We start from the raw sequence: 26,015 nt of genomic DNA, 5'->3' as shown, positions 1-26,015 counted from the left end.
TGATCCTGTTCACCATTCGATGCCCCGCTGGCCCTTCTGGCCGGTGTCCATCGGGTGCTTGACCTTGGTCATGTCCGTCACCAGATCGGCGAAGTCCAGCAGCGGTTCGGGGGCGCCCCGCCCGGTGATGACGACATGCTGCGTACCGGGACGGTCGCGCAGTGCCGACACCACCTCCTCGGTGTCGATCCAGCCCCACTTCAGCGGATACGCGAACTCGTCCAGCACCATCAGCTTGTACGTCTCCGCGGCGAGATCGCGCTTGACCTGCTCCCAGCCCTCCCGCGCCGCGTCCTCACTGGAGGCGATGTCGCGCTGGACCCAGGACCAGCCCTCGCCCATCTTGTGCCATGCGACGGTGCCGCCCTCGCCGGACTCCCCGAGCACCTTCAGCGCCCGCTCCTCGCCGACCTTCCACTTCGCCGACTTCACGAACTGGAACACCCCCACCGGCCAGCCCTGGTTCCAGGCGCGCAGCGCCAGCCCGAAGGCGGCGGTGGACTTGCCCTTGCCCTGGCCGGTGTGGACGAACACCAGCGGGCGGTTGCGGCGCTGGCGGGTGGTGAGGCCGTCGTTCGGTACGACGGACGGCTGTCCCTGCGGCATTACGCTGCCTTCCTGTTGCCTTGTACGGTCCGTACGAGCGCGGAGACGCTGTCCGCGCGCAGTTCGTCGAGGGTGACCGCGGTGCCCTGCAGGTCACGGGCCAGCTCACCCGCGAGGCCCAGGCGCACCGGGCCGGTCTCACAGTCCACGACCACCGAGGCGGTGCCCTCGCCCGCCAGCAGCCGGGCGGCGCGGGCGGCCCGTACGACGGGCTCCGGACCGCCGGTCGCCCGGCCATCGGTCACGACCACCAGCAGCGGCCGCCGCGAGGCGTCCCGCATCCGCTCCACCCGCAGCACCTCATGGGCCCTCAGCAGCCCCTCCGATAGCGGGGTACGGCCGCCGGTCGGCAGCTGCTCCAGCCGCGCCGCGCCCGCCTCGACCGAGGACGTCGGGGGCAGCGCCAGCTCGGCGCCGGTGCCGCGGAAGGTGATCATGCCGATCTTGTCGCGCCGCTGGTAGGCGTCCAGCAGCAGCGAGAGCACCGCGCCCTTGACGGCGCTCATCCGCTTGCGCGCGGCCATCGAACCGGACGCGTCCACGACGAAGAGGACCAGATTGCCCTCCCGCCCCTCGCGTACCGCCTCGCGCAGATCGTCCCGGCGCACCACCAGGCCCCGCCCCTGGCGCCCGCGCGCCCGCTGGTGCGGCGCCGCGGCCTGCACGGTCGCCGCCAGGTGCAGTTTGCCCAGGGCGCCGTGCGGACGCCGCGCGCCGGTCGTCCGGCCGTGCGCGGTCCGCGCCCGCGACCGGCGGCCGTCCGCGCCCTCGCCCAGGCCCGGGACGTCCAGCCGCCGGGTACGGAACGGCTCGGTGGCGCCGACCGCGGCCTGCTCGCCGCCCGCGGCGGGGGTGCCCTGATCGGCCTGCTCCGGGGCCGCGGGCTGCTCCTGCGGCCGCTCGGGCGCCTCGGCGCTCTCCCGCTCCTGCTGGTGCGGGAGTTCGGGGTCCTGCGTCAGGGGCGACTCCTGCGGACCGCCGTCGCCGCCGTCCTGCGGGGGCGCTCCGCCGCCGTCCGGACCGCCCCCGTCGGGGCCGCCGTCCGGCCCGTCCGGGTCCGGGTCGTCCTCGCCGTCCGTGCCCTCGTCCGCCCCGCCGAACTCCTCCAGGGTCTGGTCGAGCTTGTCCTCGTCCAGGCCGGGCGCGTCGAAGGGGTTACGGCGCCGACGGTGCGGCAGCGCCAGCAGCGCGGCCCGGCGCACGTCCTCCTCCAGGACCGCGGTCCGCCCCGCCCACGCGGCCAGCGCCGTGGCGGTGCGCGCCATCACGATGTCCGCGCGCATCCCGTCCACCTCGAACGCCGCGCAGGTCGCCGCGATCTGCCGCAGCGCCGCGTCCCCCAGCGTCACGTCCGGCAGCAGCTCCCGTGCCGCGGCGATGCGGTGGCGCAGCTCGGTCTCCTCGGCCGCCCACTGGGCCGCGAAGCCGGCCGGGTCGGCGTCGTACGCCAGCCGGCGCCGGACCACGGCCACCCGCTGGTCGGGCTCGCGGGAGGCGGCGACCTCGACGGTGAGCCCGAACCGGTCCAGCAGCTGCGGCCGCAGCTCGCCCTCCTCGGGGTTCATGGTGCCGACGAGCAGGAAGCGGGCCGCATGCCGTACGGACACCCCCTCGCGCTCCACGTACGAGGCGCCCATGGCGGCCGCGTCCAGCAGCAGGTCCACCAGGTGGTCGTGGAGGAGGTTGACCTCGTCGACGTAGAGGATGCCGCGGTGCGCGTCCGCCAGCAGGCCCGGCTCGAAGGCCTTCACGCCCTCCGACAGCGCCCGTTCGATGTCCAGGGCGCCGACCAGCCGGTCCTCGGAGGCGCCGACGGGCAGTTCGACCATCCGCGTCGGGCGGTCCTCGACCGCACCCGGCTCATGCGGCCCGTCGGGGCAGCCGGGGTCGGGCGCGGCGGGGGCACAGGCGAAGCGGCAGCCGCCGACCACGTCCACATGCGGCATCAGGGCCGACAGCGCGCGGACGGCGGTGCTCTTGGCGGTGCCCTTCTCCCCGCGGACCAGCACACCGCCCACCGCGGGGCTCACCGCGTTCAGCAGCAGCGCCAGCCGCAGATCGTCCATGCCGACCACCGCCGTGAAGGGGTACTGCGGGGTCGTGTCGTGAGCGGTCGTCATGCTGTGTCGTCCTCCAGGTCGTCGGCCGGCTGTGTCCTCCGCGTCTGTCGCGGTCCTCCACTGCGTACCCCTCATGGCGCCCCCGGAGGCACGAACGGCAGCCCCTCCGGCACCCCCTCCTCGATCAGCCGCAGCAGCGCGCCGGTGTCCGCGTGCTCCTCGATCAGGTCGCCCAGCCGGTCCAGCTGCTCCTCGCGCAGGGCGGCGAAGCCGGTGTCGGGGGCCGGTACGAACGCCCGGCCCGCGTCCGCGGCGACCCGCCGCAGGAAGGCCCGGCGGAAGCCGTCGCTCTCCAGCGAGCCGTGCCAGTGCGTGCCCCATACGGAGCCGGTCCGGCAGCCGTCCAGGCTGCGCCCCTGGTCATCGGACATGAACGCCTCGTCGCCGCCGGTCACTTCGGCGACCCCGTGATGGATCTCGTAGCCCGTCACCGGCTCGCCCAGCGCCTCGCCGACCGGCCGCGCCAGGGTCTTCTCGGCCGCGAAGCGCACGCGGACCGGCAGCAGTCCCAGCCCGTCGACCACGCCGGCCTTCGACTCGATGTCGTCCTCGATGCGCTCGCCCAGCATCTGGTAACCGCCGCAGATGCCCAGCACCGGGCGGCCCTCGGCGGCCCGCCGGGCGATCGCGTCCGCCAGGCCGCGCTCGCGCAGCCACGCCAGGGCCCGGACCGTGCCCCGGGTCCCCGGAAGCACCACCAGGTCCGCGTCGGCCAGCTCCTCGGCCCGGTCCACGAACCGCACCACCACACCCGGCTCCGCGGCCAGTGCGTCCACGTCCGTGAAGTTCGACATCAGGGGGACGGCGCAGACCGCCACCCGCAACACCTCCGCGCCGTGCGGCGGCGCCACCACGCTCTCGCGGACCGCGCCGCGCAGCGACACCCGCAGGCCGTCCTCCTCGTCGATACCGAGGCCGTGGGAGAAGGGCAGCACGCCCAGCGTCTGCCGTCCGGTGAGGCCGCGCAGCATGTCGAGGCCCGGCTCCAGGAGCGTCACATCGCCCCGGAACTTGTTGACGAGGTACCCGGCGACCAGGGCCTGGTCCTCCTTGGACAGCAGCGCGGTGGTGCCGAAGAAGGAGGCGAAGACGCCGCCGCGGTCGATGTCGCCGACCACCACCGCCGGGATCCGGGCGGCCCGCGCGAGGCCCATGTTCACGATGTCGGTACGCCGCAGATTGATCTCGGCGGGGCTGCCGGCGCCCTCGCAGATCACCGCGTCGTGGGTACGCCGCAGCTCCGCCAGGCAGTCGGTGACCGTGCCGAGCAACTGCTCCTGGCGCCCGTCGTGATAGCCCTTGGCGCTGAGCTCGCCCACCGGCTTCCCCAGCAGCACCACCTGGCTGCTGCGGTCGCTGCCGGGCTTGAGCAGGACCGGGTTCATCAGCGCGGTCGGCTCCACCCGCGCCGCGGCGGCCTGCATCGCCTGGGCCCGTCCGATCTCCGCGCCCTCGCGCGTGACGAACGAGTTCAGCGACATGTTCTGGGCCTTGAACGGCGCCACCCGCACGCCCTGCCGGACCAGCCAGCGGCAGATGCCCGCGGTCACCACGCTCTTGCCGGCGTCGGACGTCGTACCGGCCACCAACAGGCCACCGCCGACGGCCCCACCGGATGCCTTGAACCGCCCGTTCACGGGGTCCTCCTCATGCGCCGGGGCCCCGGCCGTCGTGAGCCCCACGCGCCAGTGCCCCCACGGCCCTGCGCGTCACTGCACCCGCGGCCGGGCGGAGGGCGCGCGACGGGGTCCGCCGCACCGCCCCGGCCGCCAGCCGCGCCGCCACCGTCGTCACCAGCGCCAGTACGCCCACCCGGCGCGAGAGCCGCACGGCCCGTTCGATGTCGGGCACCGCGACCGGCGGCGCCCCGTCGTTGAGCACCGGCCGGTGTTCCACCCGGCCGCCGTACGCCAGCGTGCCGCCCAGCCGGACGCCGAGCGCGCCCGCGAACGACGCCTCCACGGGGCCCGCGTTGGGGCTCGGATGCGCCCCGCCGTCCGCCCGCCAGGCCCGCAGCGCACCGCGCCGGTCGGGGCCCGCGAGCACGGTGAGTGCGGCGGTCAGCCGGGAGCCGGGCCAGCCGGCGAGGTCGTCGAGCCGGGCCGAGGCCCAGCCGAAACGGCGGTGGCGCGGCGACTTGTGCCCCACCATCGCGTCCAGGGTGTTCACCGCCCGGAACGCCACCAGGCCGGGCATCCCGCCCAGCGCGCCCCAGACCAGGGCGCCCACCACGGCGTCCGAGGTGTTCTCGGCGACCGACTCCACCACCGCACGGGCCATCTGGGGCCCGTCCAGTGCCTGTGGGTCGCGCCCGCACAGATGCGGCAGCCGCTCCCGCGCCACGTCCAGGTCACCCGCCGCCAGCGCCCCGCCGACGGCACGGGCCTCCCGGCCGAGCGAGGTGCCGCCCAGCACGGCCCAGACCGTCGCCGCGGTCAGCGCGATCCGGGCGCCGTCGCGCAGGGGGGCCGGGGCGGTGGTGCGTACGGCGCGCTGCACCAGCGCGGCACCGGCGGCGGCACCGCCGGCGCACAGCACCGCATGCGCCGTCCCGTAGCCGCGGTGATCGCGCCACAGCCGGCGTTCGACGGCGGCCGCGGCCCGGCCGAAGGCGGCCACCGGGTGGCCGCGCCGCGGGTCCGCCGCGATCAGGTCGCCGAGAAAACCGAGGGCCGCGCCGCACGCATATGTGGCGTGTTCGCCGCGCATCGGATCAGACCGCCGTCAGTCCTCGAAGGGGCCCTGCGGCAGCGGGAAGTGGAGCTCTCGAAGGGCGGCCGGGCATGGCGGTATGTCCTCACTCAGGGTCCGCGCCCTGGCTCGACGTGACGGCGACAAGAGTCTCCTGGCTCCCCGGATCGGCGAGTCCTCCGGCCTTCCAGTCCTGCGGACGTCGGTGGACGTACGCGCGGCGGACCGTGGCCTTCGCTGGAGGAACGCTCCCCGGTGACAGTGGCGGGACCGCGCCGGATTCTCACCGGACTTCCTCATCTGTCGCCGAATGGCCCCGGCAGTCCACCACGTCCCGCGAATGCCCGTCAACTCACCCTTGACCTGCAACGCTGCCCTGTGGCAGGCGCTGTGGTGCGCGCCACAGCGTGGCAGCCAGATCACAGACGGTTGCCCGCGCCCCTGATCTCACGTCACTATCTGGTGCACGGCGGCGATGGGGCCGCCGGAAGGGGGCCGGGGGATGCCGCAGAGCGCTGACCGTCACGAGATCCGCATCAGGATCACGGGAACGAACAATCCCGACCAGGACATCGAGGACCTCAAGGCGTGGCTGGAGCGCGAGCCGTGGCTGGACCGCCGCCGGCACGACTGGCTGCTGCGCCCGCGGCCGGCCGACGGGAGCGACCACGGCCCCGGCGACATGGCCGTCGGCGTCGACGACCTGATCCTGGTCGTCGTCGGTGCCGTGGCCGCCGAGATCGCCAAAAGTCTCGGTATCGCCCTGCAGGAGTGGCTGCGGCGGCGCCGGGAGGAACGCGACACCGGCGAACGGCCCGCCGTCGCGGTCGGGAGCGGTGACGGGGACCTGCAGGCGCTCGGCGACGCGGGACCGGGCGCCGTGGCCCCCGAACACCCCGATCCCGGCAGCCCGGCGGACGGGAGCGGCAGCACCGCCGGGGACTGAGCCGGATGTCCGAATACGACGCACGGGGCAAGGTCAACCGGGCGCTGCTGATCTGTGTCGACGACTACCGCACCCTGCACCCGCTCCCCGCGGTGAAGGACAACGCCAGGGCACTGGAGCGGGCCCTGCTCGCCCCCGGCACCGATCTGTTCACCAAGGGCGAGGTCGTCACCTGCCGTCCCCAGGAGCCCTGGGAGGTGGAACAGGCGCTGGACACCGTCACCCAGGAGGCGCGCGGGCTGCTGCTGGTGTACTTCTCCGGCCACGGCCGGGTGGGCCGCGACGGCGGCAATCTGCAGCTGATGGTCGGCGCCTCGGAACGGCGTCACAAGACCGTCTCCTGGCAGGACATGGTGCTGCCCTACCTGGACAACGCACGGGCCGACCGGATCGTGATCGTCCTGGAGTGCTGTTACGCGGGCAATGCGAGCGAGGCCTTCTACGCCTGCCGCAAACCCACCTCGTTGCTGATGGCCGCGCAGCCCAACCGCCGTATCTTCAGCGGCGAGGAACCCACCGGGGGCAGCGTCTTCAACCGCGCCCTGGTGCAGGCCCTGGAACGGGGCGTCCCCGGTAAACGGTTCGTCACCTTCGAGGACCTCGTCCGGGAGCTGCGCGAACAACTGGCCGGTGAACGGACCCCGATGGGCGACGTCTGGGAGCCTCGCTCGGCCAAGCAGAACACCGTCGACGACGTCGTGCTGTCCTTCGCCACCCCCGAGGCCCGCCCGCCGACCCCGCTGCGGGTCCGCTTACGCCGCTGGCTGAAGTCGTACTTCCGGCACTGGCCCCGACTGCTGCTGATCCTGGCGATCATCTTCGTACCGGCCACCACGGGCGTCGTCCTGCTCTCCCTCCCGAACAGCGAGGCGCCCTGCCCGCCCGCCCTCGAACTGCGGCTGCTCACCGCGCCCGAGGCCGAACCCGCGCTGCGCCGGGCGGCCTTCGACTACGAGATGTCCGAGACGAACACCCGGCCCCTCAGCGGCGAGGGCGACCTCCCCGACGGCTGCCGGCGCGCCCAGATCACCGTGTACTCCGCCGCCAAGGACCAGGTCGACCAGGGCTTCGCGGCCGCCGACCGCTGGCAGGGCGAGGCCCGCGGCACCGGCAAGGGCCGGCCGGGCGACCAGGGCATCGACCCCCTCTACCGGCCGGGACCGCAGCCCGACATCTGGATCCCGGAATCCACCGCCGACTACGACGAGGCCCGCCGCGGCATGCCCGCCAAGGGATCCCCGGTCACCCTCCACTACTCCGCCCCGGTCGCCTACACCCCCCTCGTCGTCGGCATCCCGGCACCCCGGCGGCTGGACGACGTCGAACCGGCCGGCGCCTCCTGGCAGGAGCTGCTCACCGGAACCGACCGCACCCACCGCGACCTCAAGCTCCTGCGGCCCAGCCCCGTCCTGTCCGGCACCGGTCTGCTGCACACCATCGGCCTCTACCTCGGCCACGACGGCTCGGGCACCGCCGCGGCGGGCGCGCCCGACCTCACCCTCGCCCGGCAGGCCGAGGAGCGGCTCGCAGCGCCGGGCAGTCAGTACGCCGGCAGCACCGAACTGCTGTGTTCGCTGCGGCCCGACACCGACACCGACGCCTCCGGCGCCGTCGACCGGACGAAGTCCGCGCCCCTGGTGTCGGAGAAGTCCCTCGCCGACTACAACCTGGGCCACGCCATCGGCAGTTGCCCGGCCCTGGACGCCCCGCTCCCGCTGCGCAACCGGTACATCGCCTACTACCCCGGGAACGTCCCCGCCCTCGACCACCCGCTGATCCGCGTCGACTGGCACGGCGCCACGGACGCCACCCCGCGGCAGGCGGCCGTCGCGAGCTTCGCGCAGTGGCTGCGCGCCCCGGACGGCGGCCAGCGCACCCTGACCGCCCAGGGCTACCGCGGGGTGCGGGACAGCGGCCCGCGGCGGGGCTCACCGCTGCTGGACAGCCGCGCCGACGTCAGCCCCCTCGTCGCCCCCACGGTCCCCTTCACCGCCGGCCCGGACCAGGTCTCCCGGGTGCTGGACGGGTACGACAAGGCGCAGCGGTCCAGCCAGGTGCTGATCCTCATGGACGCCTCCACCTCCATGGCGGAGAACGGCAGGCTCCCGGTCGCCGTGAGCGCGGCCGGGCGCGCCGTGGAGCTGGCCGGGGCCCGGCACACCTACGGCCTGTGGACCTTCCCGGACCGCGCACACCCCACAGACCGCGACGCGGTGCGCGAGCTCGTCCCCCTCGGCAGCGCCGACCCCGCCCGGGGCCGGGCCGCGCTCGACCGGATCGCGGGCAGCCCGAACGGCGAACTGGTCGACCACGGTGCCGCGATGGAGGAGGCGCTGACCCGCGCCCTGCGGACGATGAAGAGGTCCTCGGCCACCAACAAGGCCATCGTGCTCATCCTCGACCAGGACGACGGCGGGGGCGCCGGCCGGCCGGCGAGCGTGGAGCGCACCCTCGGCGCGCTCATCGAGGAGGGGCCCCATGTGCCCGTCCTGGCGCTGGCGTTGGGCACCGCGGGCTGTGACACCTTCGCCCTCCGGCAACTGGCCGCCGCTTCCCACGGCCAGTGTGCGCCCGGCGGCCCGCAGGCCGTGGACACGCTGGCCGGGCGGATCGCCTCCATCGGCACGGCCACGAAGGGGGACCGATGACCACCCCGCGCACCAGGGCGGCCGCCGCGCTGCTCTGTCTGACCCTGCTGCCGGCGGCCGGCGGCTGTACGGCGGGGGAGCCGGACCTCCCGGAGCACGGCGCGATCGTCCTGGCCACCGGCAGCGACCTCAGCAGCTCCGGCATCCGCCAGGACCTGATCCACGCCTGGGAGAAGGAGCACGGCCGCACGGTCCGGCTCGTCAAACTCCCGGACACCGCCGACGGGCAGCGCAGCCAGCTGCTGGCAGCGGGCCAGTCCGGCAACGGTGGCTACGACGTGCTCAACCTCGATGTCGCCTGGACCGCGGAGTTCGCCGAGGCGGGCGTCATCCGGCCCTGGCCCGCACCGCTGGACGGTGACTTCCTCGACAGCGTGGCCAAGACCGTGGAGTACGACGGCAAGGTGTGGGGAGTGCCCTTCAACACCGATGCCGGGCTGCTCTATTACCGCAAGGACCTCCTGGAGAAGTACCACCGCCCCGTCCCCTCCGACTGGGACGAACTGAAGAAGACGGCGCAGGGCGTTGCGAGCGACTACAACCGCGACGCCGCCGGGGGACACCGCGGGAAGGTGCCGAGGATGTACGGCATGGTCGCCCAGCTGCGGCCCTATGAAGGGCTGACCGTCAACACCCTGGAGTCGGCCTGGGCCAACGGCGGCGACCCCGAGGCCACCAGCTTCACCAAGGACGAGCAGGTCGGCGCGCTCCAGCAGGGCGTCACCGACCTCAAGGACCGGCTCGATGCGATCATGCCGCACGAAGCCACCACGATGGACGAGACGGAGAGCCGCCGCTGGTTCGCCGACGGCCGGGCCCTGTTCATGCGCAACTGGCCGGTCGAATACGCCTCGGTCGCCGAGAAGCTCACGCCCGGCGTGAAGTTCGACGTCACCCAGCTGCCGGCCCGCCGCAGCGACGGCAAGCGGATGTCCGTACTGGGCGGCCAGAACCTCGCGATCTCGGCCGGCAGCAAACGGCCGGCCGGCGCGCGGTCCCTGATCGAGGCGCTGACCAGCCCGCGCAGCGAACGCTGTCTGCTGGAGCGGGGGTTCGCGGCGACCCGTGACTCGGCCTACCGGGAGAGCACCGAAGCGCCGCGCTGCCCGCCGCGGAGCGGTGCGGAGCACGCCGAGCCCGGCGCCGCGGGAGCGCCGGAGCCGCGACCCGACAGCCACACCCTGCATGCGGCGCTGCTGGCCGCCGAGCCGCGCCCGCGCAGCGCCCACTACCAGACCTTCAGCAAGGTCGTGCAGCTCGGCGTCTCCGCCCTCCTCAACGGCCGCGGCGGCACGGCCATCGCCGACCAGCTGGCCCGGGAGGCCGACGACGCGCTCGGCGGACGGGGCGCACCAGCGACGAGGCGCCCGGCGGACGACGGCTGATGCCGTGGTCCGCCGGGCGCCTCGTGCGGTCCGTTGCCGCTGTCCGTTGCCGTCTCCGGTGGGGGCAGGCGGCGACGAGCGGATATCAGGCGGCGACGATCAGAAAGATGCCGTAGGCCACCGCCGCCGCGCACAGGGCGAAGGCGGCCACCGCGCCGGCCCGCGCGCCCGCACCCGGTGCGGCGACCGCGACCGCGGCACCCTCCGGCTGCGGCTTGCGGGACGTACCGACGATGCCGACGGTGAACAGGCCCACGATCCCGACCGTCACCGCGAGGGTGACGCCGAAAACCTGGCCGAGAGCTGCCCAGTCGATGCTCATGGAGTGCGTTCCTTAGGTGATGACAGCTAGCGGGATACCGTCGCGGCCTTGGGGCGCGGGGCGGGGGTCGTGGAGGTGTCGGCGCCGGTCGCCCGGGCCGGAATCTCGGCGGTTTCCGGGGCCTCGGCCGGAGCGGCGTCGGCCACCGGGGCGTCGGCCACCGGGGCCGGCTGGCCCGCCGGGGGAGGGGAGACGGTGCGCAGCGCGGTGGTCACCACGCCGGCAGGCTCCGCGGCCGGGCCCTCGTTGACGTTGGTGTGGTCGATCGGCTTGCGCCGGGAGGCGGCCCAGATCGCGCCGCAGATGCCCAGGGCGAGGACGGCCACCGCGGCCACGCCCCAGTTGCCCTGACCGGCGAGGAACGCGGCGGCCGCCGCGACCGCACCCGCGGCCGGCAGCGTCAGGCCCCAGGCGAGGACCATCCGGCCGGCCGTGGACCAGCGCACCACGCCGCCCTTGCGGCCCAGGCCCGAGCCCATCACGGCACCGGAGCAGACCTGGGTGGTGGAGAGCGCGAAGCCGAGGTGGGAGGAGGCCAGGATGGTGGCCGCGGCGCCGGTCTGGGCGGCGAAGCCCTGCGGCGGCTGGATGTCGGTGATGCCCTTGCCCATCGTGCGGATGATCCGCCAGCCGCCCAGGTACGTACCGAGCGCGATGGCGAGACCGGCCGAGGCGATGACCCACAGCGGCGGGTCGGCGTGCGGGGCGACGACCCCGCCGGTGATCAGCGCGAGGGTGATCACACCCATCGTCTTCTGGGCGTCGTTGGTGCCGTGGGCGAGGGAGACCAGGGCGGCGGAGGCGATCTGCCCCGCGCGGTAGCCCTTGGCGGTGTCCCCTTCGTTGCGGTTGCGGGTCAGCCGGTAGGTGAGCCGGGTCGCCGCCATCGCGGCCAGGCCCGCGACGACCGGGGCGGCCACCGCCGGGATCAGGACCTTCATCACGACGGCGTCGCCGTGCACCCCGTTGGTGCCGACCGACACCAGGGTCGCGCCGATGAGACCGCCGAAGAGAGCGTGGGAGGAGCTGGACGGGAGACCCGCGAGCCAGGTCAGCAGGTTCCAGACGATCGCGCCGACCAGGCCGGCGAAGATCACTTCAGGTCTGATGCCGGCGCTCTCGTCGATGATTCCGCCGGAGATGGTCTTGGCCACCTCCACGGACAGAAACGCACCGACGAGGTTGAGCCCTGCCGACATCGCCACCGCGGTCTTGGGTCGCAGGGCCCCGGTGGAGATGGTGGTGGCCATTGCATTGGCCGTGTCGTGGAAGCCGTTCGTAAAGTCGAACACCAAGGCCGTGACGATCACGATCCCGATGAGAAGCGTGATGTGTTCCATTCACCCAGGCAATCAGTTCGAAGGTCAGTGTCGTTGGGACCGTACGGAGAGCGGGTGAACGGAAAGTGAACTGGGACGGGCGTGGTGGTGACACCCCCGCAGTGTTCACGCGGAGGAGTCTCCGGCGTCACTTCCGCCTCACCCGTTGGCGAACTCGATGCGCTGTGACGGCGAGCGGCCCCCGCGGTCCGGCCGCGCGGCGACTCCTCGACGACGTTAACGGCAAAGAAACGCAAGGTGGCTGATCTCCGGCCAAATGTCCGTAGTAGGGCAGATATCCCTATATGGCGGATACCGTTGGGGCGGGCCCCCGGCGTACTGTGCCCCGGCCTGCTCGTACGGTGACGCGCACCGCATCCGCTATTCGCCGCACCGCGCCGGAGGACCCATGAAGGACCGCGCCGACCGCCTCGCCGAAGCCTGGGGCGAACTGGTCGCCACCGCCCGCCGAACCGTCACCGACGGCCTGGTCGTCGGCACCTCGGGAAATGTCTCACGCCGTATCAAGGACCTGGTCCTGGTCACCCCCAGCGGCGTCCCCTACGACCGGCTCGGGCCCGGTGACACCACCGCGGTCGACCTCGAAGGGCGCCAGATCATCGGCACGCTCCGGCCGACCAGCGAACTCCCGATGCATCTGGCGGTCTACCGCAGCACCACGGCCGGCGCCGTCGTCCACACCCACGCCCCGTACGCCACCGCCGTCTCCACCCTCGTCCCCGAACTCCCGCCGGTCCACTACATGACCGCGGCGCTCGGCGGCCCGGTCCGCGTCGCCCCCTACGCCCTGTACGGCAGCGACGAGCTCGCCGCGAACATGCTCGACGCGCTCCGCGACCGCACCGGCTGCCTGCTGCGGAACCACGGCACCCTCACCTACGGCGACAGCCTCGACCAGGCGCTGGACCGCACCGCCCAGCTGGAGTGGATGTGCCGGGTCTGGCTGACCGCGAGCTCCGTGCCCGGCCACACCCCGAGCCTGCTGTCCGCCGAACAGCTCGATGCCGCCGCCGTCCAGCTCCGGGGCTACGGCCGGCAGGACTGAAACGCCCGTCGCGGACGGCGGCGCGGCCCTCCCGCCGCCGTCCGCCCAGGCCGCCCGGCGGCCGTCCGCCCGTCGCCGTCCGCCCGGCGGCCGTCCGGCCCCCGGGCCACCGTCCCCCGATCACCCGCCCGACACCGCCAAGTGGCCGCGTCCGGCCCCGCTGCGCACACTGGTGAGGTGCGCCTGGTTACCGCGGCGGCCGTGGCCGCCACCACCGTGATCGGTGCCGGGGCGGCCGCCGTGGCGGTCGGCCGGTACGCCAGCGACGTTGCCCTGAAACCGTCGCCCGACGACCCCTTCCCGGGCGACCCCCGTCTCACCGTGCACTCCGCCACCGAGAGCCGCATCGCCCTCACCCGCAGCCTGGCGTCCCTGCGGCCCGGCACCTACGGGCTCACCGGCTCCGGCTGCCATGCGGTGATCGGCGACGTCATCCACGGCGTCCCGCACCCCGCCGACGCGGTCGTCCGCCGCCTGGTGCGGGTCACCCACGGCACCCTCAGGCCGGGCAACCGGATGCGGCTCACCCCGCAGGTGCACCTCGGCAACCCCCGTGACGCCCTCGGCCTGGACTGCGCCGACATCGACGTCCCCGGTGAACTCGGCGCCCTCCCGGCGTGGTTCCTCCCCGGCGTGCGCGACACCTGGGTCATCACCGTCCACGGACTGGGCACCACCCGAGAACACCCCATGGTGGTCATGCCGTTCCTGCACCGCCACCGGCTGCCCGTCCTCGACCTGGCCCACCGCAACGACGTCGGCGCCCCGCGCACCGCCGACGGCATCCACCACCTCGGCGACACCGAATGGCGCGACCTCGACGCCGCCATCCGCTACGCGGTCCGCTACGGCGCCCAGGACATCGTCCTCTACGGCTGGTCCACCGGCGCGGCCATGGCACTGCGCGCCGCCGCCCACTCCGCACTGCGCGCCCGGATCAGCGGCCTGGTCCTGGACTCCCCGGTCCTCGACCGCAACGCCACGGTCCGTGCGCTGGCCGCCGCCCGGCGGGTCCCGCGCGCCCTGCTGCCGCTGGCCGTACGTGCCGCCGAGGGCTCCACGGGGATGTCCGTCGACCGGCCCGCCGACGCCGTCGACCCGGACGGCCTGAACGTCCCGATCCTGCTCTTCCACGGGCCCGACGACCTCATCGCCCCATGGACGGCCTCCCGCTCCCTGGCCGCCCGCCGCGCCGATCTGGTCACCCTCCAGCCGGTCCCGCACGCACCGCACGCCGCGATGTGGAATGCCGGTCCGTCGAGCTACGAAGAGGCACTGCGGCGCTTTTTCACCCCGCTCATGTGACGCCGCCGAGGCGCGCCCCCCGGCCCGGCGCGGAGCCGGGCACCGGCCCCCGCGAGGCCGGGGCGTCCCCGCCCGGAGCCGCCGCCCCGATGACGCCCGGACATACGGGGCGACAACTCCTCCCATCAGGGACGCGTCGGCCAGATGACACGGCCCCGGCAGATCGCAAACAGGGTTCCGATTGGGCTTTCGGGCCGACAGCGGGAACACTGCTCCTGTGACGTCCCGTACCCCGCGCGACTCCCGGCTCCGACTCGTCCCCCGTCAACCGGTTGCGGCCGCCCGCCGGGCGGTGACAACCCGGACCAAGCGTCCGGCGCCCCGCCCGCCCGAGGGCACGCCGTCGCCCGCGGAACTGGCCCGGCAGGCCCGTGCCGTGCTGGCGGGCGCGGCCCGCCTCGCCCGCTGGGCCGACGGCGCCGCGCTGCGCGCCGGACCGGACGGGGCGCTGCCGAAGGCCGCGGCGGAACGCGCCGCCGAGGCGCTTCGCCTGACGCCGCAGCAGGTCCGCACCGACTGGGACCGGGCCCGGCTCTCCGGCCTCGTCGAGCTCCATGACGGCCTCGCCCGCCCCGGCTGGCGGCTGCGCGCCTGGGACCGCGACGACACCGCCGTGCTGCGCGGCTGGGTCGCGCTCTTCGACGCCTGGTCGCTGGCCCGCCCCGCGCCGGCCGCGGCCGGCCCCACGATAGTCGCCGAAGTCGTCGAGGCGCTGCCGCAGTTGCTGTCCTTGCTGCACCTGTCGGCCGGGCCCGTCCGGCTGCCGGTGCTGCTCGACATGCTCGACCAGCGCGTCGCCGAGCTCCGCACGGAACGCTGCGAGGTCCCGTACGGCCAGGACCCGGCCCCGGGCAGCGCCGACGATGCCGCGGTGGCGGCCGACGACGCCGCGGGGGCGTCGCTGGCCGAACTGCTGGGCTGGGCGCTGGACGCGCTGTTGACCGTCGGCGCACTGGTGCCGCCGGACGGTGCGCACGACGGCGTCCACGAGGCCTTCCACGACGCGTCCGAGGCACAGCTGACGCCGCTCGGCAACTGGTCGGTGTGGGTCAAGCTGGAGCAGATCTGCGTCGCCGCGCAGAGCACGGCCGGCCATATCGAGCAGTCGGCCGAGGCGATGCTCCGCGGCTGCGCCCGGCTCACCCCCGGACCGGCCCGTGCCGAATACCGCGCCTGGCTCGCCGCCCGCTCCGTCGGCGCGGCCGTCGAGGAGCTGCTGACCGTGGCCCGCGGCGAGGACGCGCTGCTGCGCGGCCTCGCCTTCGAGGCGCTGCGGGCGGTCGGCGCCCCGGCCGAGCCCGCCGTACGCGCCGCGGCCGACGAACCGGCCCTGCGGCCGTACGCCCTGCTGTGGCTGGTCGAGCACGAGGGCGGCGACCCGGAGACCGCACCCGATGTGCTCACCCGTGAGGAGTCCACCTGGCTGTGGGTGGACACCGCGGCGGCCGTCGCCGACCACGGCGAGACCCAACTGCTCGTACGGCACCTCGACTCGGCGGTCCAGGGCTCGGTGCCGCGCCTCCTGGAGGAGGTCCGCGCCATCGGCCACCCCCGCACCGTCCAGGTGCTGGTGGCCCTGGCCGCCGCCCACCCCGACCCGGCCCTCGCCAAGGCGGTACGGCGCGCGGCGTTCCAAGTCCACACGGGTGGGGTTTGACTCCCACGTTTTTGGCCGTCCCGCCGTGGTGGTTTTTCGCCGTTCATCGCCCGCTGCGCGGTGCGCCCGCCGTTGCCCTTTCGCTGCGCTTTGCCTCGGCTCGTTTTTGGCTTTCTCGCCGTTGTGCCTGCGGCGGGCGGTGCCGCTGCGCGGGGCTGTCGGGGTGCGGTGACGGGTCTGCGCGGGTGGGGGTGTCCGGACTGCTTCGCTTTACGTCCGGACACCCCCACCCGCTCCGACCCGTCCCCTCCCGTGGGTGGGAGGAAAGACGGGGGTGGGGGTGCACGTGAGTGGTTCGGTGCGCCGTGTGGAGCAAGAAAGTGAAATGGGCCACAAAGGCTCACCCCCATCCACCGTCACTTAACTCCCTCACGGGAGGGGACGGGCCGGAGGGGTAGGGGTGTGGGACGTAGAGCGAAGCAGTCCCACACCCCTACCCCTCCGGCCCGTCACCGCACCCACAGCCCCGCGCAGCGGACCCCGCCCGCCGCAGGCGCAACGGCGAGCAACAACAACGGCGGGACAGCCGACAACGTGGGAAGCCGCCACCAGGCGCAACCACCATGGCGGGAAAGCCAAAAACGTGGGCCACAAGCCAAGCGCAGCCGAAACGTGGGAGGAAAACTACTTGCACCGGGCCGTTAGACTGCCTCCCATGGCAGTTCTCCCTTGGGTTCATTAGACGGCGCAGCTCGCCCCTCGGACCGTCCGTCCAACCCGCCGTCTTCCTGACCCTGGAGCTTTTCCCGTGATCACCGCCTCTGGCCTTGAGCTGCGCGCCGGCGCCCGCATTCTGATCGAGTCCGCTTCCTTCCGTATCGCCAAGGGCGACCGCATCGGCCTGGTCGGCCGTAACGGCGCCGGCAAGACCACCCTGACCAAGGTGCTGGCGGGCGAGGGCATGCCCGCCGCCGGCACGGTCGCCCGCTCCGGCGATGTCGGCTACCTTCCGCAGGACCCGCGCACCGGCGACCTGGACGTGCTCGCCCGCGACCGCATCCTGTCCGCCCGTGATCTGGACTCCGTGCTCCGCAAGATGCGGGAGAACGAGGACCGGATGGCCAATGGCAAGGGCGCCACCCGCGAAAAGGCGATGAAGAAGTACGAGCGCCTGGAGACGGAGTTCCTGACCAAGGGCGGGTATGCCGCCGAGGCGGAGGCCGCGACCATCGCCGCCAGCCTCGGGCTGCCCGACCGCATCCTCGGCCAGCCGCTGCACACGCTCTCCGGCGGTCAGCGCCGCCGTGTCGAGCTGGCCCGGATCCTGTTCTCGGACTCCGACACCCTGCTGCTCGACGAGCCGACCAACCACCTCGACGCCGACTCGATCGTCTGGCTGCGCGACTACCTCAAGACCTACCGCGGCGGCTTCATCGTGATCTCCCACGATGTCGACCTGGTCGAGACCGTCGTCAACAAGGTCTTCTACCTCGACGCCAACCGCTCCGAGATCGACATCTACAACATGGGCTGGAAGCTCTACCAGCAGCAGCGCGAGGCCGACGAGAAGCGCCGCAAGCGCGAGCGCGCCAACGCCGAGAAGAAGGCCGCGCAGCTGAATTCGCAGGCCGACAAGATGCGGGCCAAGGCCACCAAGACGGTCGCCGCGCAGAACATGGCCAAGCGTGCCGACAAGCTGCTGGCCGGGCTGGACGCCAAGCGTGCCTCCGACAAGGTCGCCAAGCTGCGCTTCCCCGACCCGGCGCCGTGCGGCAAGACGCCGCTGACCGCCGAGGGCCTGTCGAAGTCCTACGGCTCCCTGGAGATCTTCACCGACGTCGACCTGGCGATCGACAAGGGCTCCCGGGTCGTCATCCTCGGTCTGAACGGTGCCGGCAAGACCACCCTGCTGCGACTGCTGGCCGGCGTCGAGACCCCGGACACCGGCGAGGTCCGCCCCGGGCACGGCCTCAAGCTCGGCTACTACGCCCAGGAGCACGAGACCCTGGACCCGGACCGGACGGTCCTGGAGAACATGCGCTCGGCCGCCCCGGACATGGACCTGGTCGCCATCCGCAAGACGCTGGGTTCCTTCCTCTTCTCCGGGGACGACGTCGACAAGCCCGCCGGGGTGCTCTCCGGCGGCGAGAAGACCCGCCTCGCCCTGGCGACGCTGGTCGTCTCCTCCGCCAACGTGCTGCTCCTCGACGAGCCCACGAACAACCTCGACCCGGCCAGCCGCGAGGAGATCCTCGGCGCGCTGCACACCTTCACCGGCGCCGTGGTCCTGGTGTCGCACGACGAGGGCGCCGTGGACGCACTGGAGCCGGAGCGCATCATCCTGCTGCCCGACGGTGTCGAGGACCTGTGGGGCCAGGACTACGCGGACCTGGTCGCGCTGGCCTGATCACGGCGAATGGATCATGCCGTATGGATCATTCGGCCGATGTGTGATCCATCATCTGAGTGAGAACGGCTCGTACATCGGCGAGCCTGCGGCATACGGCCGGGTCCTTGGGGCCCGGCCGTTGCCGTTTCGGCGGCATACCGCCTGACCTGCCACTTCTCGCGCGAAGCCGGACGTGAGCGGCCTTCCCGGAGGGCGGAATAGGGGATTCCGGACCGCGGGAGCGCGCGCCGGGCGGCAAAGGATGTCGTACTGACCTTGCGGAATGGGTGGCCAGGAAGCCGGGGAGGGGTGATCATGAGAGTCCAGAGCGCACTTCCCACGAGGAGGCACGGGTGGCCGAGACTCTGAAGAAGGGCAGCCGGGTAACCGGCGCCGCGCGCGAGAAGCTCGCGGCAGACCTGAAGAAGAAGTACGACTCCGGTGCGAGCATCCGGGCGCTGGCCGAGGAAACCGGCCGCTCCTATGGATTCGTGCACCGGATGCTCAGTGAATCCGGTGTGGTCCTGCGCGGTCGCGGCGGAGCCACGAGGGGCAAGAAGGCCGCATCGGCCTGACGGCTGCGACTCCGGGTGCAGCGGTGTCCCCCCGGTCGACCGAGCGGTCGACCGGGAGGTTACCGTTCAGTCACTTACGCACGCAGGTGCGGTTGGCTGACTCGGAGGCGCTCATGACTCTGCTCGACAAGGACGGTGTACGACTCACCGTTGACGGTGCCATTGCCACGGTGACCCTCGCCAACGCGGCGAAGCGCAATGCGCAGTCGCCGGCCATGTGGCGGGCGCTCGCCGAGGCGGGTTCGCTGCTGCCGGGAAACGTGCGGATCGCGGTGCTCCGCGGTGAGGGCCAGTCCTTCTCCGCCGGCCTCGACCGCCAGGCGTTCACGCCCGAAGGCTTCGACGGCGAGCCGTCGTTCATCGATCTGGCGCGCGGCAGCGACGGTGCCCTGGACGCCACGATCGCCGAGTACCAGGAAGCGTTCACCTGGTGGCGGCGCAACGACCTGGTGTCCATCGCCGCCGTGCAGGGGCATGCCATCGGCGCGGGCTTCCAGCTCGCCCTGGCCTGCGATCTGCGGGTGGTCGCGCCCGACGTCCAGTTCGCCATGCGCGAGACCAGCCTGGGACTCGTACCGGACCTGACCGGTACCCACCCCCTGGTCGGACTGGTGGGCTACGCCCGGGCGCTGGAGATCTGCGCCACGGGGCGATTCGTGCACGCCGAGGAGGCCGAGCGGATCGGCCTCGCCAACCTCGTGGTGCCCGCCGACGAACTCGATGCCGCGGTGACCGACCTGGCCGCCGCGCTCACCGCCCCGCCGCGGGACGCCGTCATCGAGACCAAGGCCCTGCTGGCCGGTGCCGCCGGCCGTACCTACGAGGAGCAGCGCAGCGCCGAGCGGGCCGCGCAGGCGCGCCGGCTGCGCGACCTGGCGGGCGTGGGGGAGTAGCCCCGCCGCATCCTGTCGCCGACGGGCGTCCTCCCGGCCGGGGCGCCCGTCAGCTCCGTTCCACGGCGGTGACCAGCACGGCCACCGTCGACGGGGCCGCCGGTGCGGCCGCCACCGCCCGCCGCACGGCGCAGGAGACATCCAGCGCCCGGTAGCCCGGCGCGGTCGCCACCTGGATCAGCACATGCCCGTCGGAGAACCGCACCGGACGGGATCGTCCGCCGAGCACCGGTGCCAGGCGGGCCACGCCCGGCACCTCCCGCGCGACGGCGGTGAGCTCCGCCGGGCCTTCCTGTGTCGCCCCGGTCCGGTCCCCCGACACCTCCGCGGGGGTGGCGGCGGGACCTTTGGCCCGCTCGGCGGGCGGCGGTGACTGTGCCTCGCCCGCCTCCAGCAGCGCGCTGACCTGCAGATCCACCACACCCACCACCAGCCCCAGCTCCCGGACCGCCGCCTCCAGCAGCGCGGTGCGCACCTCGTCGGCGACGGCGGGCAGCGGCCGGTCGGCGACCGCGGCGAAGTCCGCCTCGATCCGCAGCGGGCCGGGCGGCAGGGCGCTCGGCGGAGCCGGCACCACGGGCTCCGGGGCCTGGCCGGGGTCGGCGACGGACAGCCGCAGCGTCCCGATGCGCACACCGGCCGGCGTGCCCGCGGCCGCCCGCAAGGCCCCGGCCGCCGCCTGCTCGGTGATCCATGATCCGTCCGCGGGCCCGCCGAGCGGCAGCACCCGGCCGATCCCGAGCTGTGTCCGCACCGACTGCGCCACCTGGTTCGCGGCCACCGCGTCACCCCTTTCCCGGCAGGTCCCCGGACCTGTTCCCGGACCCGTCCCGGACAACCCCCAGCCTGCCGCAGACCTGCCCCCGTGGCAGGGCGGTGCGCGGGGCGTCGCCGTACGGAGCACTCTGCTGCCACATCCCCGGAGCGGCCCGTGGCAAGCGGACCTACTGTGGGCAGCGGAGCGGGCGGACCGTTTCTCCTCGCGGAAAGGGACTACGGCGATGAGCGAGAGCCAGCAGCATGCGGAGGGGCCGCGGACCCCTGCCAAACGGGGCGGCGGCGATCCCGCGACCCGTGGGCGGACCACCATCGCCGACGGCGTGGTGGAGAAGATCGCCGGCCTGGCGGCCCGGGAAGTCCTCGGTGTGCATGCCATGGGCAGCGGGCTGGCCCGCACGCTCGGTGCCGTACGCGACCGGGTCCCCGGCGGCGGCAGGTCCGCGACCGCGACCCGCGGGGTCAAGGCCGAGGTCGGCGAGGTGCAGACCGCGCTGGACCTGGAGATCGTGGTCGACTACGGGGTCGCCATCGCCGATGTCGCGCGCACTGTACGGGAGAACGTCATCTCGGCGGTGGAGCGGATGACGGGCCTGGAGGTCGTCGAGGTCAATATCGCGGTCAGTGACGTCAAGCTGCCCGACGAGGAAGACGAAGAAGAGGGAGCGGAGCCGCGGCTCCAGTAGCCGGGCCCGTCCGGAGTGGTAGCGAAGGAGCGCACGATGAGCATGGCCGTGGTCGGCCTCTTGGCCGGCATGGCGCTGGGCTTCGCCGGATACTTCGGCGGCTTCGGCGCCTTTGTACTGGTGGCGGCGCTGGGCGCCATCGGATTTGTGGCAGGCAGACTCCTGGACGGGGATCTGGAGGCCGGCGATTTCTTCCGTCCGCGCGGCCGCGACCGCGACGACCGGCGGCGGTGAAGCCGGGTGGCGACGGTGTCCCCGGTCGCCGCTGCCGCCGACGTGACGGCGGGTGAGCGGGGCGCGACCAGGATCGCGGACCGGGTGGTGGCGAAGATCGCCGCACGAGCCGCCCGGGAGGCGCTGCGCGGGGAGTCCCCGCAGGCCCGTACGGCCGCGCAGGCGACGGTGACCGTGCACCGGCGCGACGACCGCCGGCACTTCGGCGAGGCGCGGGTGCGGATCGCCGTGGAGCTGGGCTACCCCTCCGACATCGGCGCCCAGTGCCGGGCGGTGCGCCGTCATGTCACCGAGCGGGTCAAGGCGTTGGTGAACATGGAGGTGCCCGAGGTCGCCGTGGAGGTCGAGCGTCTGCACTCCCCGCTGCTGGAGCGCACGGGCCGCGGGAGGGTGCGATGAGCGACGACGCGGAGCAGTCGGACACCCGGCGGCTGCCCACCCTCGACAAGGCGCCCGACGCGTCGGCCGAGGGCACCGGCGCCGCCCCGGACGCGACCGCGACGGGCACCGTGGACGACGGCCGTACCGGGCGCTTCTGGTCGGCCCGCCGGGTGCCGGCCGGTGTGGTCGCGCTGCTGCTGCTGGCCGCCGCCGGGCTGCTGCTCTACGACGTGGTGGCGGTGCGCGCCGACCACCCCGCGATGGCCTGGCGCCGCTGGCTCGCCCGCGAACTGGCCATCCTTCACCTCGACAACCCCTGGGTGCTGGCCGCCGCCGCGCTCGCCGTGGTGCTCGGCATCTGGCTGATCGTGCTGGCCGTCACCCCCGGACTGCGCCGGGTGCTGCCGATGCGACGGACCGCGCCGGACCTCCGGGCCGGACTGGACCGGGAGGCCGCCGCGCTGGTGCTGCGCGACCGCGCCATGGAGGTCGCCGGTGTCCAGTCCGTACGGATGAAGGTCGGCCGCCGCAAGGCCAAGGCGCACGCCGTCTCGCACTTCCGCGAGCTGGACGAGGTCCGCGCCGACCTCGACGTCGCGCTGGCCGAGGGTCTGCGGCAGCTGGGGCTGGTGCACCGGCTCGGCCTGACCGTGCACGTCCGGCGCCCGAAGAAGAGGTGAGCGAGTGATGCGCAGGGTCAGCAGAACGATCAACCGGGTACTGCTCGGCGTCATCGGTGTGGTGCTGCTAGGCACCGGCGGCCTGGTGCTGCTCGGCGGCCTGGACCTGCCCGCGAAGGAGCAGCTCCACCTGCCCGCCCACTGGCCCTGGTCCCGCCCCGGCGACGTCCTGCTCTCCGCGCAGCAGCGCACTCGCTGGACCGGACAGGGCTGGTGGTGGCCCAGTGTGATCGCGGCGCTGGCCGTCCTGGTGCTGTTGTTGCTGTGGTGGCTGCTGTCCCAGCTGCGGCGGCACCGGCTGCGCGAGATCCTCGTCGACAGCGGCGACGGGGAGGGCGCCACGCTGCGCGGCCGGGCGCTGGAAGGCGTCCTCGCGGCCGAAACGGAGTCGCTGGAAGGCGTCGACCGGGCCGGAGTGCTGCTGACCGGCCGCCGGCGCGAACCGCGGGTCCGGGCCCTGCTGGCCCTCGCCCCGCACGCCGACCCGGGCACCGTCGTCCGGCGCCTGTCGGACGAGGCGGTGGCCCACGCCCGCCGCTCGGCCGGGCTCGACCGGCTGCCGGGGGACGTCCGGCTGCGTGCGGTCAAGCACCGGCCCGAGCGGGTCAGTTAGGGCATCTCCCGCGGGACTTCCCGGACCGGCACCACGAGGCCGACCGGCCCGGCACCACGAGCCTTCCCGGTCCGGTACTACGAGGCGCCCCGGCCCGGCGCCATCACGCGTCCCGGGCCCGGTCGCACGCCTCGCGCCCGAGCCCGGTCGCACCTCTCGCGGCGGGTGCCCCGCCGGAAGCCGTACGGACCCCGCGTCAGAAGCCGTGCAGCGCCCCGCCGTCCACCGGCACCATCACCCCGGTGACATACGACGCGGCCGGTGAGAGCAGGAACGCCGCGGTCCGGCCGAACTCCTCCGGCGTGCCGTAGCGGCGCAGCGGGATCGCCGCGGAGTTGCGGGCGCGGGTGCCCTCCGGGTCGCCGGAGAGCGCATCGAGCTGGGTCATCCGGTCGGTGGCGATCCGGCCGGGCAGTACGCCCAGGACCCGGATGCCGCGCGGGCCCAGCTCGTCGGCGAGCGACTTGGCGAAGCCGGCGAGGCCGGGGCGGAGCCCGTTGGAGATGGTCAGGCCGGCGATCGGCTCCCGCACCGAGCCGGACAGCACGAACCCGATCACGCCGCCCTCCGACAGCTCGGCGGCGGCCGTGCGGGCCAGCCGTACCGCGCCGAGGAAGACCGACTCGAAGGCCTGCTGCCACTGGTCGTCGGTGTTGTCGAGGGCGCTGCCGGGAGGCGGGCCGCCCACGCTGATGAGCACGCCGTCCAGGCGGCCGAAGCGTTCCCGGGCCGCGGCCACCAGGCGGTCGGGGGCCTGCGGGTCGGCGTTGTCGGCCGCCACCCCCAGGGCGCGTTCGCCGAGCGAGGCGGCGGCCGCGGCCGCGCTCTCCTCGGTGCGCCCGGAGAGCACGACGTTGGCGCCGTCGGCGACCAGTTCACGGGCGGTGGCGAAGCCGAGGCCGCGGGTCGCCCCGGTGACGAGGTACGTCCGGTCGGTGAGTCCAAGATCCATGGCCCTAGTCTGCCCCTGCCCCGTCCTGCAGCCCGAAGGCGGTCCCCACCAGGCCGATATGGCTGAACGCCTGCGGGTAGTTGCCCAGCTGGCGTCCGGCCTCCGGGTCGTACTCCTCGGAGAGCAGCCCCACATCGTTGCGCAGGTCCAGCAGCCGTTCGAACATCTCCCGGGCCTCGTGCCGCCGGCCGCTCATCCGCAGCGCGTCGACGAGCCAGAACGAGCAGGCCAGGAAGGTGCCCTCGCCGCCCGGCAGGCCGTCGACCGAGCCGCCCTCGGTGCTGTAACGGCGGACCAGGCCGGTGGGGGCACCTCCCATGCCGTCGGGGAAATGGGGGAGGGTCAGCTCCCGGCGCACCGTGTCGATGGTGCTGACGACCCGGGGGTCGTTCCCCGGCAGAAATCCCACCCGGGGGATCAGCAGGGTCGCCGCGTCCAGTTCGGCCGACCCGTAGAACTGGGTGAAGGTGCCGCGGTCGGCGTCGTAGCCCCGCTCGCACACCTCCCGGTGCACCTCGTCGCGCATCGCCCGCCAGCGGTCGACGTCCCCGCCCAGCTTCGGATTCGTCTCCATCGCCCACACCGCCCGGTCGGCCGCCACCCAGGCCATGACCTTGGAGTGCACGAAGTGCCGGCGCGGCCCGCGGATCTCCCACAGGCCCTCGTCGGGGTCGCGCCAGGTGGACTCCAGGTAGTCCACCAGCGAGCGCTGGATGCTCCAGGCGTGCGACTCCGCCGGCAGCCCGGCGGTGCGCGCGATGTGGAAGGAGTCGAGGACCTCGCCGTAGACGTCGAGCTGACGCTGTTCGACGGCGGCGTTGCCGATGCGTACGGGAACGGAGTCGGCGAATCCGGACAGCCAGGGCAGCTCGGCCTCCGGCAGCCGCCGCTCACCGGCCAGCCCGTACATGATCTGCAGGTCGTCGGGGGCGCCGGCCACCGCGCGCAGCAGCCAGTCCCGCCAGGCGCCGGCCTCCTCCAGATATCCGGCGGAGAGCAGGCAGTTCAGGGTGAGGCTGGCGTCGCGCAGCCAGCAGTAGCGATAGTCCCAGTTGCGCACGCCGCCCAGCTCCTCGGGCAGCGAGGTGGTGGGGGCCGCGACGATACCGCCGGTGGGCAGGTAGGTGAGCGCCTTGAGGGTGATCAGCGAGCGCATCACGGCCTCGCGGTAGGGGCCGTTGTAGCGGCAGCGCGCGGACCAGGTCTGCCAGTCGTCCAGGGTGTCCTGGAGCGCCTCGAACGGGTCGATCTGCGTCGGCCGGGGCTCGTGCGAGGGGTGCCAGGTCAGCACGAACGCGGCACGCTCGCCCGCGGTGACGGTGAAGTCCGAGCGGGTGCTGAAGTCCTTGCCGTAGGTGGTGCTGCGGTCCGGGGTGCGCAGCCACACCGAGTCCGGCCCGGCGACCGCGACCCGGCAGCCCTCGGTGGCCCGCACCCAGGGCACCACCCGGCCGTAGTCGAACCGCAGCCGCAGCACCCCGCGCATCTCGACGCTGCCGCTCAGGCCCTCGACGATCCGTACGACATCGGGCTGACGGTCGCGCTGCGGCATGAAGTCGATGACCCGGACGCTGCCCGTGGGGGTCTCCCACACCGTGTCGAGGATCAGCGAATCGCCACGGTAGGAGCGCTCGGCGCGGGCCTCGGAGGAGAGGGGGGCGAGCCGCCAGTGGCCGTTGTCCTTACGGCCCAGGAGCGCGGCGAAGCAGGCTCCGGAGTCGAAGCGGGGCAGGCACAGCCAGTCGATGGAGCCGTCGCGGCCGACGAGTGCGGCGGTCTGCAGATCGCCGATGAGCGCATAGTCCTCGATATGTGGGTGCACTCAGCGCC

Annotated in this window: 23 protein-coding genes and 1 riboswitch; of the genes, 14 read left to right on the top strand and 9 right to left on the bottom strand. The window is 73.7% G+C overall.

Going from position 1 to position 26,015, the window contains the following annotated elements; translation table 11 throughout:
• Positions 1–9: 9 nt before the first annotated feature.
• The 4 genes from cobO to Scani_RS25985 form a co-directional block, all read right to left on the bottom strand.
• On the bottom strand, positions 10–606 hold the full coding sequence (cobO, locus tag Scani_RS26000; RefSeq protein WP_159480250.1) for a cob(I)yrinic acid a,c-diamide adenosyltransferase: 597 nt from the start codon (positions 604–606) through the stop codon (positions 10–12).
• Entirely contained in the window at positions 606–2,726 is a 2,121-nt protein-coding gene (locus Scani_RS25995) for a putative cobaltochelatase (protein ID WP_159480249.1), read from the bottom strand. Before Scani_RS25995 ends, cobO begins: the two co-directional genes overlap by 1 nt.
• A 71-nt stretch (positions 2,727–2,797) precedes the next feature.
• Positions 2,798–4,363, bottom strand: a complete 1,566-nt coding sequence (locus Scani_RS25990) for a cobyric acid synthase (RefSeq protein ID WP_159480248.1) — start codon at positions 4,361–4,363, stop codon at positions 2,798–2,800.
• A gap of 10 nt (positions 4,364–4,373) precedes the next feature.
• A complete protein-coding gene (locus tag Scani_RS25985; RefSeq protein ID WP_167538138.1) occupies positions 4,374–5,435 on the bottom strand; it encodes a cobalamin biosynthesis protein in 1,062 nt (353 codons plus the stop codon).
• A gap of 129 nt (positions 5,436–5,564) precedes the next feature.
• Positions 5,565–5,715: riboswitch (cobalamin riboswitch) on the bottom strand.
• 204 nt (positions 5,716–5,919) lie between these two features.
• Here Scani_RS25985 and Scani_RS25980 point away from each other — a divergent pair.
• From Scani_RS25980 to Scani_RS25970, 3 genes are read left to right on the top strand one after another with little or no spacing between them, the layout of a single operon-like run.
• The gene (locus Scani_RS25980) at positions 5,920–6,363 is read left to right on the top strand and encodes a hypothetical protein (RefSeq protein ID WP_159480247.1); all 444 of its coding nucleotides are present in this window, start codon (positions 5,920–5,922) and stop codon (positions 6,361–6,363) included.
• A 5-nt stretch (positions 6,364–6,368) separates the two neighbouring features.
• Complete coding sequence (locus Scani_RS25975) at positions 6,369–9,011, top strand: caspase family protein (protein WP_159480246.1); 2,643 nt, start codon at positions 6,369–6,371, stop codon at positions 9,009–9,011.
• Positions 9,008–10,396 (top strand): extracellular solute-binding protein, encoded by a 1,389-nt coding sequence (locus Scani_RS25970; protein WP_159480245.1) that lies wholly within the window; start codon positions 9,008–9,010, stop codon positions 10,394–10,396. Before Scani_RS25975 ends, Scani_RS25970 begins: the two co-directional genes overlap by 4 nt.
• An 85-nt stretch (positions 10,397–10,481) precedes the next feature.
• Here the strand turns inward: Scani_RS25970 and Scani_RS25965 are convergent, their stop codons facing one another.
• Both Scani_RS25965 and Scani_RS25960 read right to left on the bottom strand, forming a co-directional pair.
• On the bottom strand, positions 10,482–10,718 hold the full coding sequence (locus Scani_RS25965; protein WP_159480244.1) for a hypothetical protein: 237 nt from the start codon (positions 10,716–10,718) through the stop codon (positions 10,482–10,484).
• 26 nt (positions 10,719–10,744) lie between these two features.
• Entirely contained in the window at positions 10,745–12,058 is a 1,314-nt protein-coding gene (locus tag Scani_RS25960; protein WP_159480243.1) for an inorganic phosphate transporter, read from the bottom strand.
• A gap of 388 nt (positions 12,059–12,446) precedes the next feature.
• Here Scani_RS25960 and Scani_RS25955 point away from each other — a divergent pair, with 388 nt between their 5' ends.
• The 6 genes from Scani_RS25955 to Scani_RS25930 all read left to right on the top strand — a co-directional run bounded on the left by Scani_RS25955 (position 12,447) and on the right by Scani_RS25930 (position 19,862).
• On the top strand, positions 12,447–13,103 hold the full coding sequence (locus Scani_RS25955; protein WP_159480242.1) for a class II aldolase/adducin family protein: 657 nt from the start codon (positions 12,447–12,449) through the stop codon (positions 13,101–13,103).
• Positions 13,104–13,280: 177 nt separating this feature from the next.
• Positions 13,281–14,408, top strand: coding sequence for an alpha/beta hydrolase (locus tag Scani_RS25950; protein ID WP_159480241.1), 1,128 nt, complete (start codon positions 13,281–13,283; stop codon positions 14,406–14,408).
• Between the two features lie 217 nt (positions 14,409–14,625).
• Positions 14,626–16,065, top strand: a complete 1,440-nt coding sequence (locus Scani_RS25945) for a hypothetical protein (protein ID WP_159480240.1) — start codon at positions 14,626–14,628, stop codon at positions 16,063–16,065.
• Positions 16,066–16,813: 748 nt separating this feature from the next.
• A complete protein-coding gene (locus Scani_RS25940; protein WP_159480239.1) occupies positions 16,814–18,412 on the top strand; it encodes an ABC-F family ATP-binding cassette domain-containing protein in 1,599 nt (532 codons plus the stop codon).
• 335 nt (positions 18,413–18,747) lie between these two features.
• Positions 18,748–18,969 (top strand): helix-turn-helix domain-containing protein, encoded by a 222-nt coding sequence (locus tag Scani_RS25935; RefSeq protein WP_006606369.1) that lies wholly within the window; start codon positions 18,748–18,750, stop codon positions 18,967–18,969.
• 113 nt (positions 18,970–19,082) lie between these two features.
• On the top strand, positions 19,083–19,862 hold the full coding sequence (locus Scani_RS25930) for an enoyl-CoA hydratase/isomerase family protein (protein WP_159480238.1): 780 nt from the start codon (positions 19,083–19,085) through the stop codon (positions 19,860–19,862).
• Positions 19,863–19,911: 49 nt separating this feature from the next.
• Here Scani_RS25930 and Scani_RS25925 read toward each other — a convergent pair whose 3' ends face one another.
• Positions 19,912–20,643 (bottom strand): hypothetical protein, encoded by a 732-nt coding sequence (locus Scani_RS25925; RefSeq protein WP_159480237.1) that lies wholly within the window; start codon positions 20,641–20,643, stop codon positions 19,912–19,914.
• Positions 20,644–20,863: 220 nt separating this feature from the next.
• On the opposite strand from Scani_RS25925, the gene Scani_RS25920 reads away from it, so the two are divergent.
• The 5 genes from Scani_RS25920 to amaP are packed head-to-tail and all read left to right on the top strand — an operon-like array spanning position 20,864 to position 23,233.
• On the top strand, positions 20,864–21,325 hold the full coding sequence (locus Scani_RS25920; protein ID WP_159480236.1) for an Asp23/Gls24 family envelope stress response protein: 462 nt from the start codon (positions 20,864–20,866) through the stop codon (positions 21,323–21,325).
• A gap of 36 nt (positions 21,326–21,361) precedes the next feature.
• Positions 21,362–21,559, top strand: coding sequence for a hypothetical protein (locus Scani_RS25915; RefSeq protein WP_159480235.1), 198 nt, complete (start codon positions 21,362–21,364; stop codon positions 21,557–21,559).
• A gap of 6 nt (positions 21,560–21,565) precedes the next feature.
• Entirely contained in the window at positions 21,566–21,958 is a 393-nt protein-coding gene (locus tag Scani_RS25910; protein ID WP_159480234.1) for a hypothetical protein, read from the top strand.
• Positions 21,955–22,620, top strand: coding sequence for a DUF6286 domain-containing protein (locus Scani_RS25905; protein ID WP_159480233.1), 666 nt, complete (start codon positions 21,955–21,957; stop codon positions 22,618–22,620). Before Scani_RS25910 ends, Scani_RS25905 begins: the two co-directional genes overlap by 4 nt.
• A 7-nt stretch (positions 22,621–22,627) precedes the next feature.
• Positions 22,628–23,233: an alkaline shock response membrane anchor protein AmaP gene (gene amaP, locus Scani_RS25900; protein WP_159480232.1), complete on the top strand. Its 606-nt coding sequence runs from the start codon at positions 22,628–22,630 to the stop codon at positions 23,231–23,233.
• Positions 23,234–23,429: 196 nt separating this feature from the next.
• On the opposite strand, the gene Scani_RS25895 is transcribed toward amaP, so the two are convergent.
• Complete coding sequence (locus Scani_RS25895; RefSeq protein WP_159480231.1) at positions 23,430–24,185, bottom strand: SDR family oxidoreductase; 756 nt, start codon at positions 24,183–24,185, stop codon at positions 23,430–23,432.
• 4 nt (positions 24,186–24,189) lie between these two features.
• On the bottom strand, positions 24,190–26,007 hold the full coding sequence (locus tag Scani_RS25890; RefSeq protein WP_159480230.1) for a glycoside hydrolase family 15 protein: 1,818 nt from the start codon (positions 26,005–26,007) through the stop codon (positions 24,190–24,192).
• Positions 26,008–26,015 lie beyond the last annotated feature (8 nt).

The organism is Streptomyces caniferus (assembly GCF_009811555.1).
Classification (GTDB): Bacteria; Actinomycetota; Actinomycetes; order Streptomycetales; family Streptomycetaceae; genus Streptomyces; species Streptomyces caniferus.
This window is presented reverse-complemented; position numbering and strand designations above follow the sequence as displayed.

Coding starts and splice junctions, on each gene's coding strand:
- cobO (WP_159480250.1), bottom strand. CDS start 606: ATGCCGCAGGGACAGCCGTCCGTCGTACCGAACGACGGCCTCACCACC.
- Scani_RS25995 (WP_159480249.1), bottom strand. CDS start 2,726: ATGACGACCGCTCACGACACGACCCCGCAGTACCCCTTCACGGCGGTG.
- Scani_RS25985 (WP_167538138.1), bottom strand. CDS start 5,435: ATGCGCGGCGAACACGCCACATATGCGTGCGGCGCGGCCCTCGGTTTT.
- Scani_RS25980 (WP_159480247.1), top strand. CDS start 5,920: ATGCCGCAGAGCGCTGACCGTCACGAGATCCGCATCAGGATCACGGGA.
- Scani_RS25975 (WP_159480246.1), top strand. CDS start 6,369: ATGTCCGAATACGACGCACGGGGCAAGGTCAACCGGGCGCTGCTGATC.
- Scani_RS25970 (WP_159480245.1), top strand. CDS start 9,008: ATGACCACCCCGCGCACCAGGGCGGCCGCCGCGCTGCTCTGTCTGACC.
- Scani_RS25965 (WP_159480244.1), bottom strand. CDS start 10,718: ATGAGCATCGACTGGGCAGCTCTCGGCCAGGTTTTCGGCGTCACCCTC.
- Scani_RS25960 (WP_159480243.1), bottom strand. CDS start 12,058: ATGGAACACATCACGCTTCTCATCGGGATCGTGATCGTCACGGCCTTG.
- Scani_RS25955 (WP_159480242.1), top strand. CDS start 12,447: ATGAAGGACCGCGCCGACCGCCTCGCCGAAGCCTGGGGCGAACTGGTC.
- Scani_RS25930 (WP_159480238.1), top strand. CDS start 19,083: ATGACTCTGCTCGACAAGGACGGTGTACGACTCACCGTTGACGGTGCC.
- Scani_RS25920 (WP_159480236.1), top strand. CDS start 20,864: ATGAGCGAGAGCCAGCAGCATGCGGAGGGGCCGCGGACCCCTGCCAAA.
- Scani_RS25915 (WP_159480235.1), top strand. CDS start 21,362: ATGAGCATGGCCGTGGTCGGCCTCTTGGCCGGCATGGCGCTGGGCTTC.
- Scani_RS25905 (WP_159480233.1), top strand. CDS start 21,955: ATGAGCGACGACGCGGAGCAGTCGGACACCCGGCGGCTGCCCACCCTC.
- amaP (WP_159480232.1), top strand. CDS start 22,628: ATGCGCAGGGTCAGCAGAACGATCAACCGGGTACTGCTCGGCGTCATC.
- Scani_RS25895 (WP_159480231.1), bottom strand. CDS start 24,185: ATGGATCTTGGACTCACCGACCGGACGTACCTCGTCACCGGGGCGACC.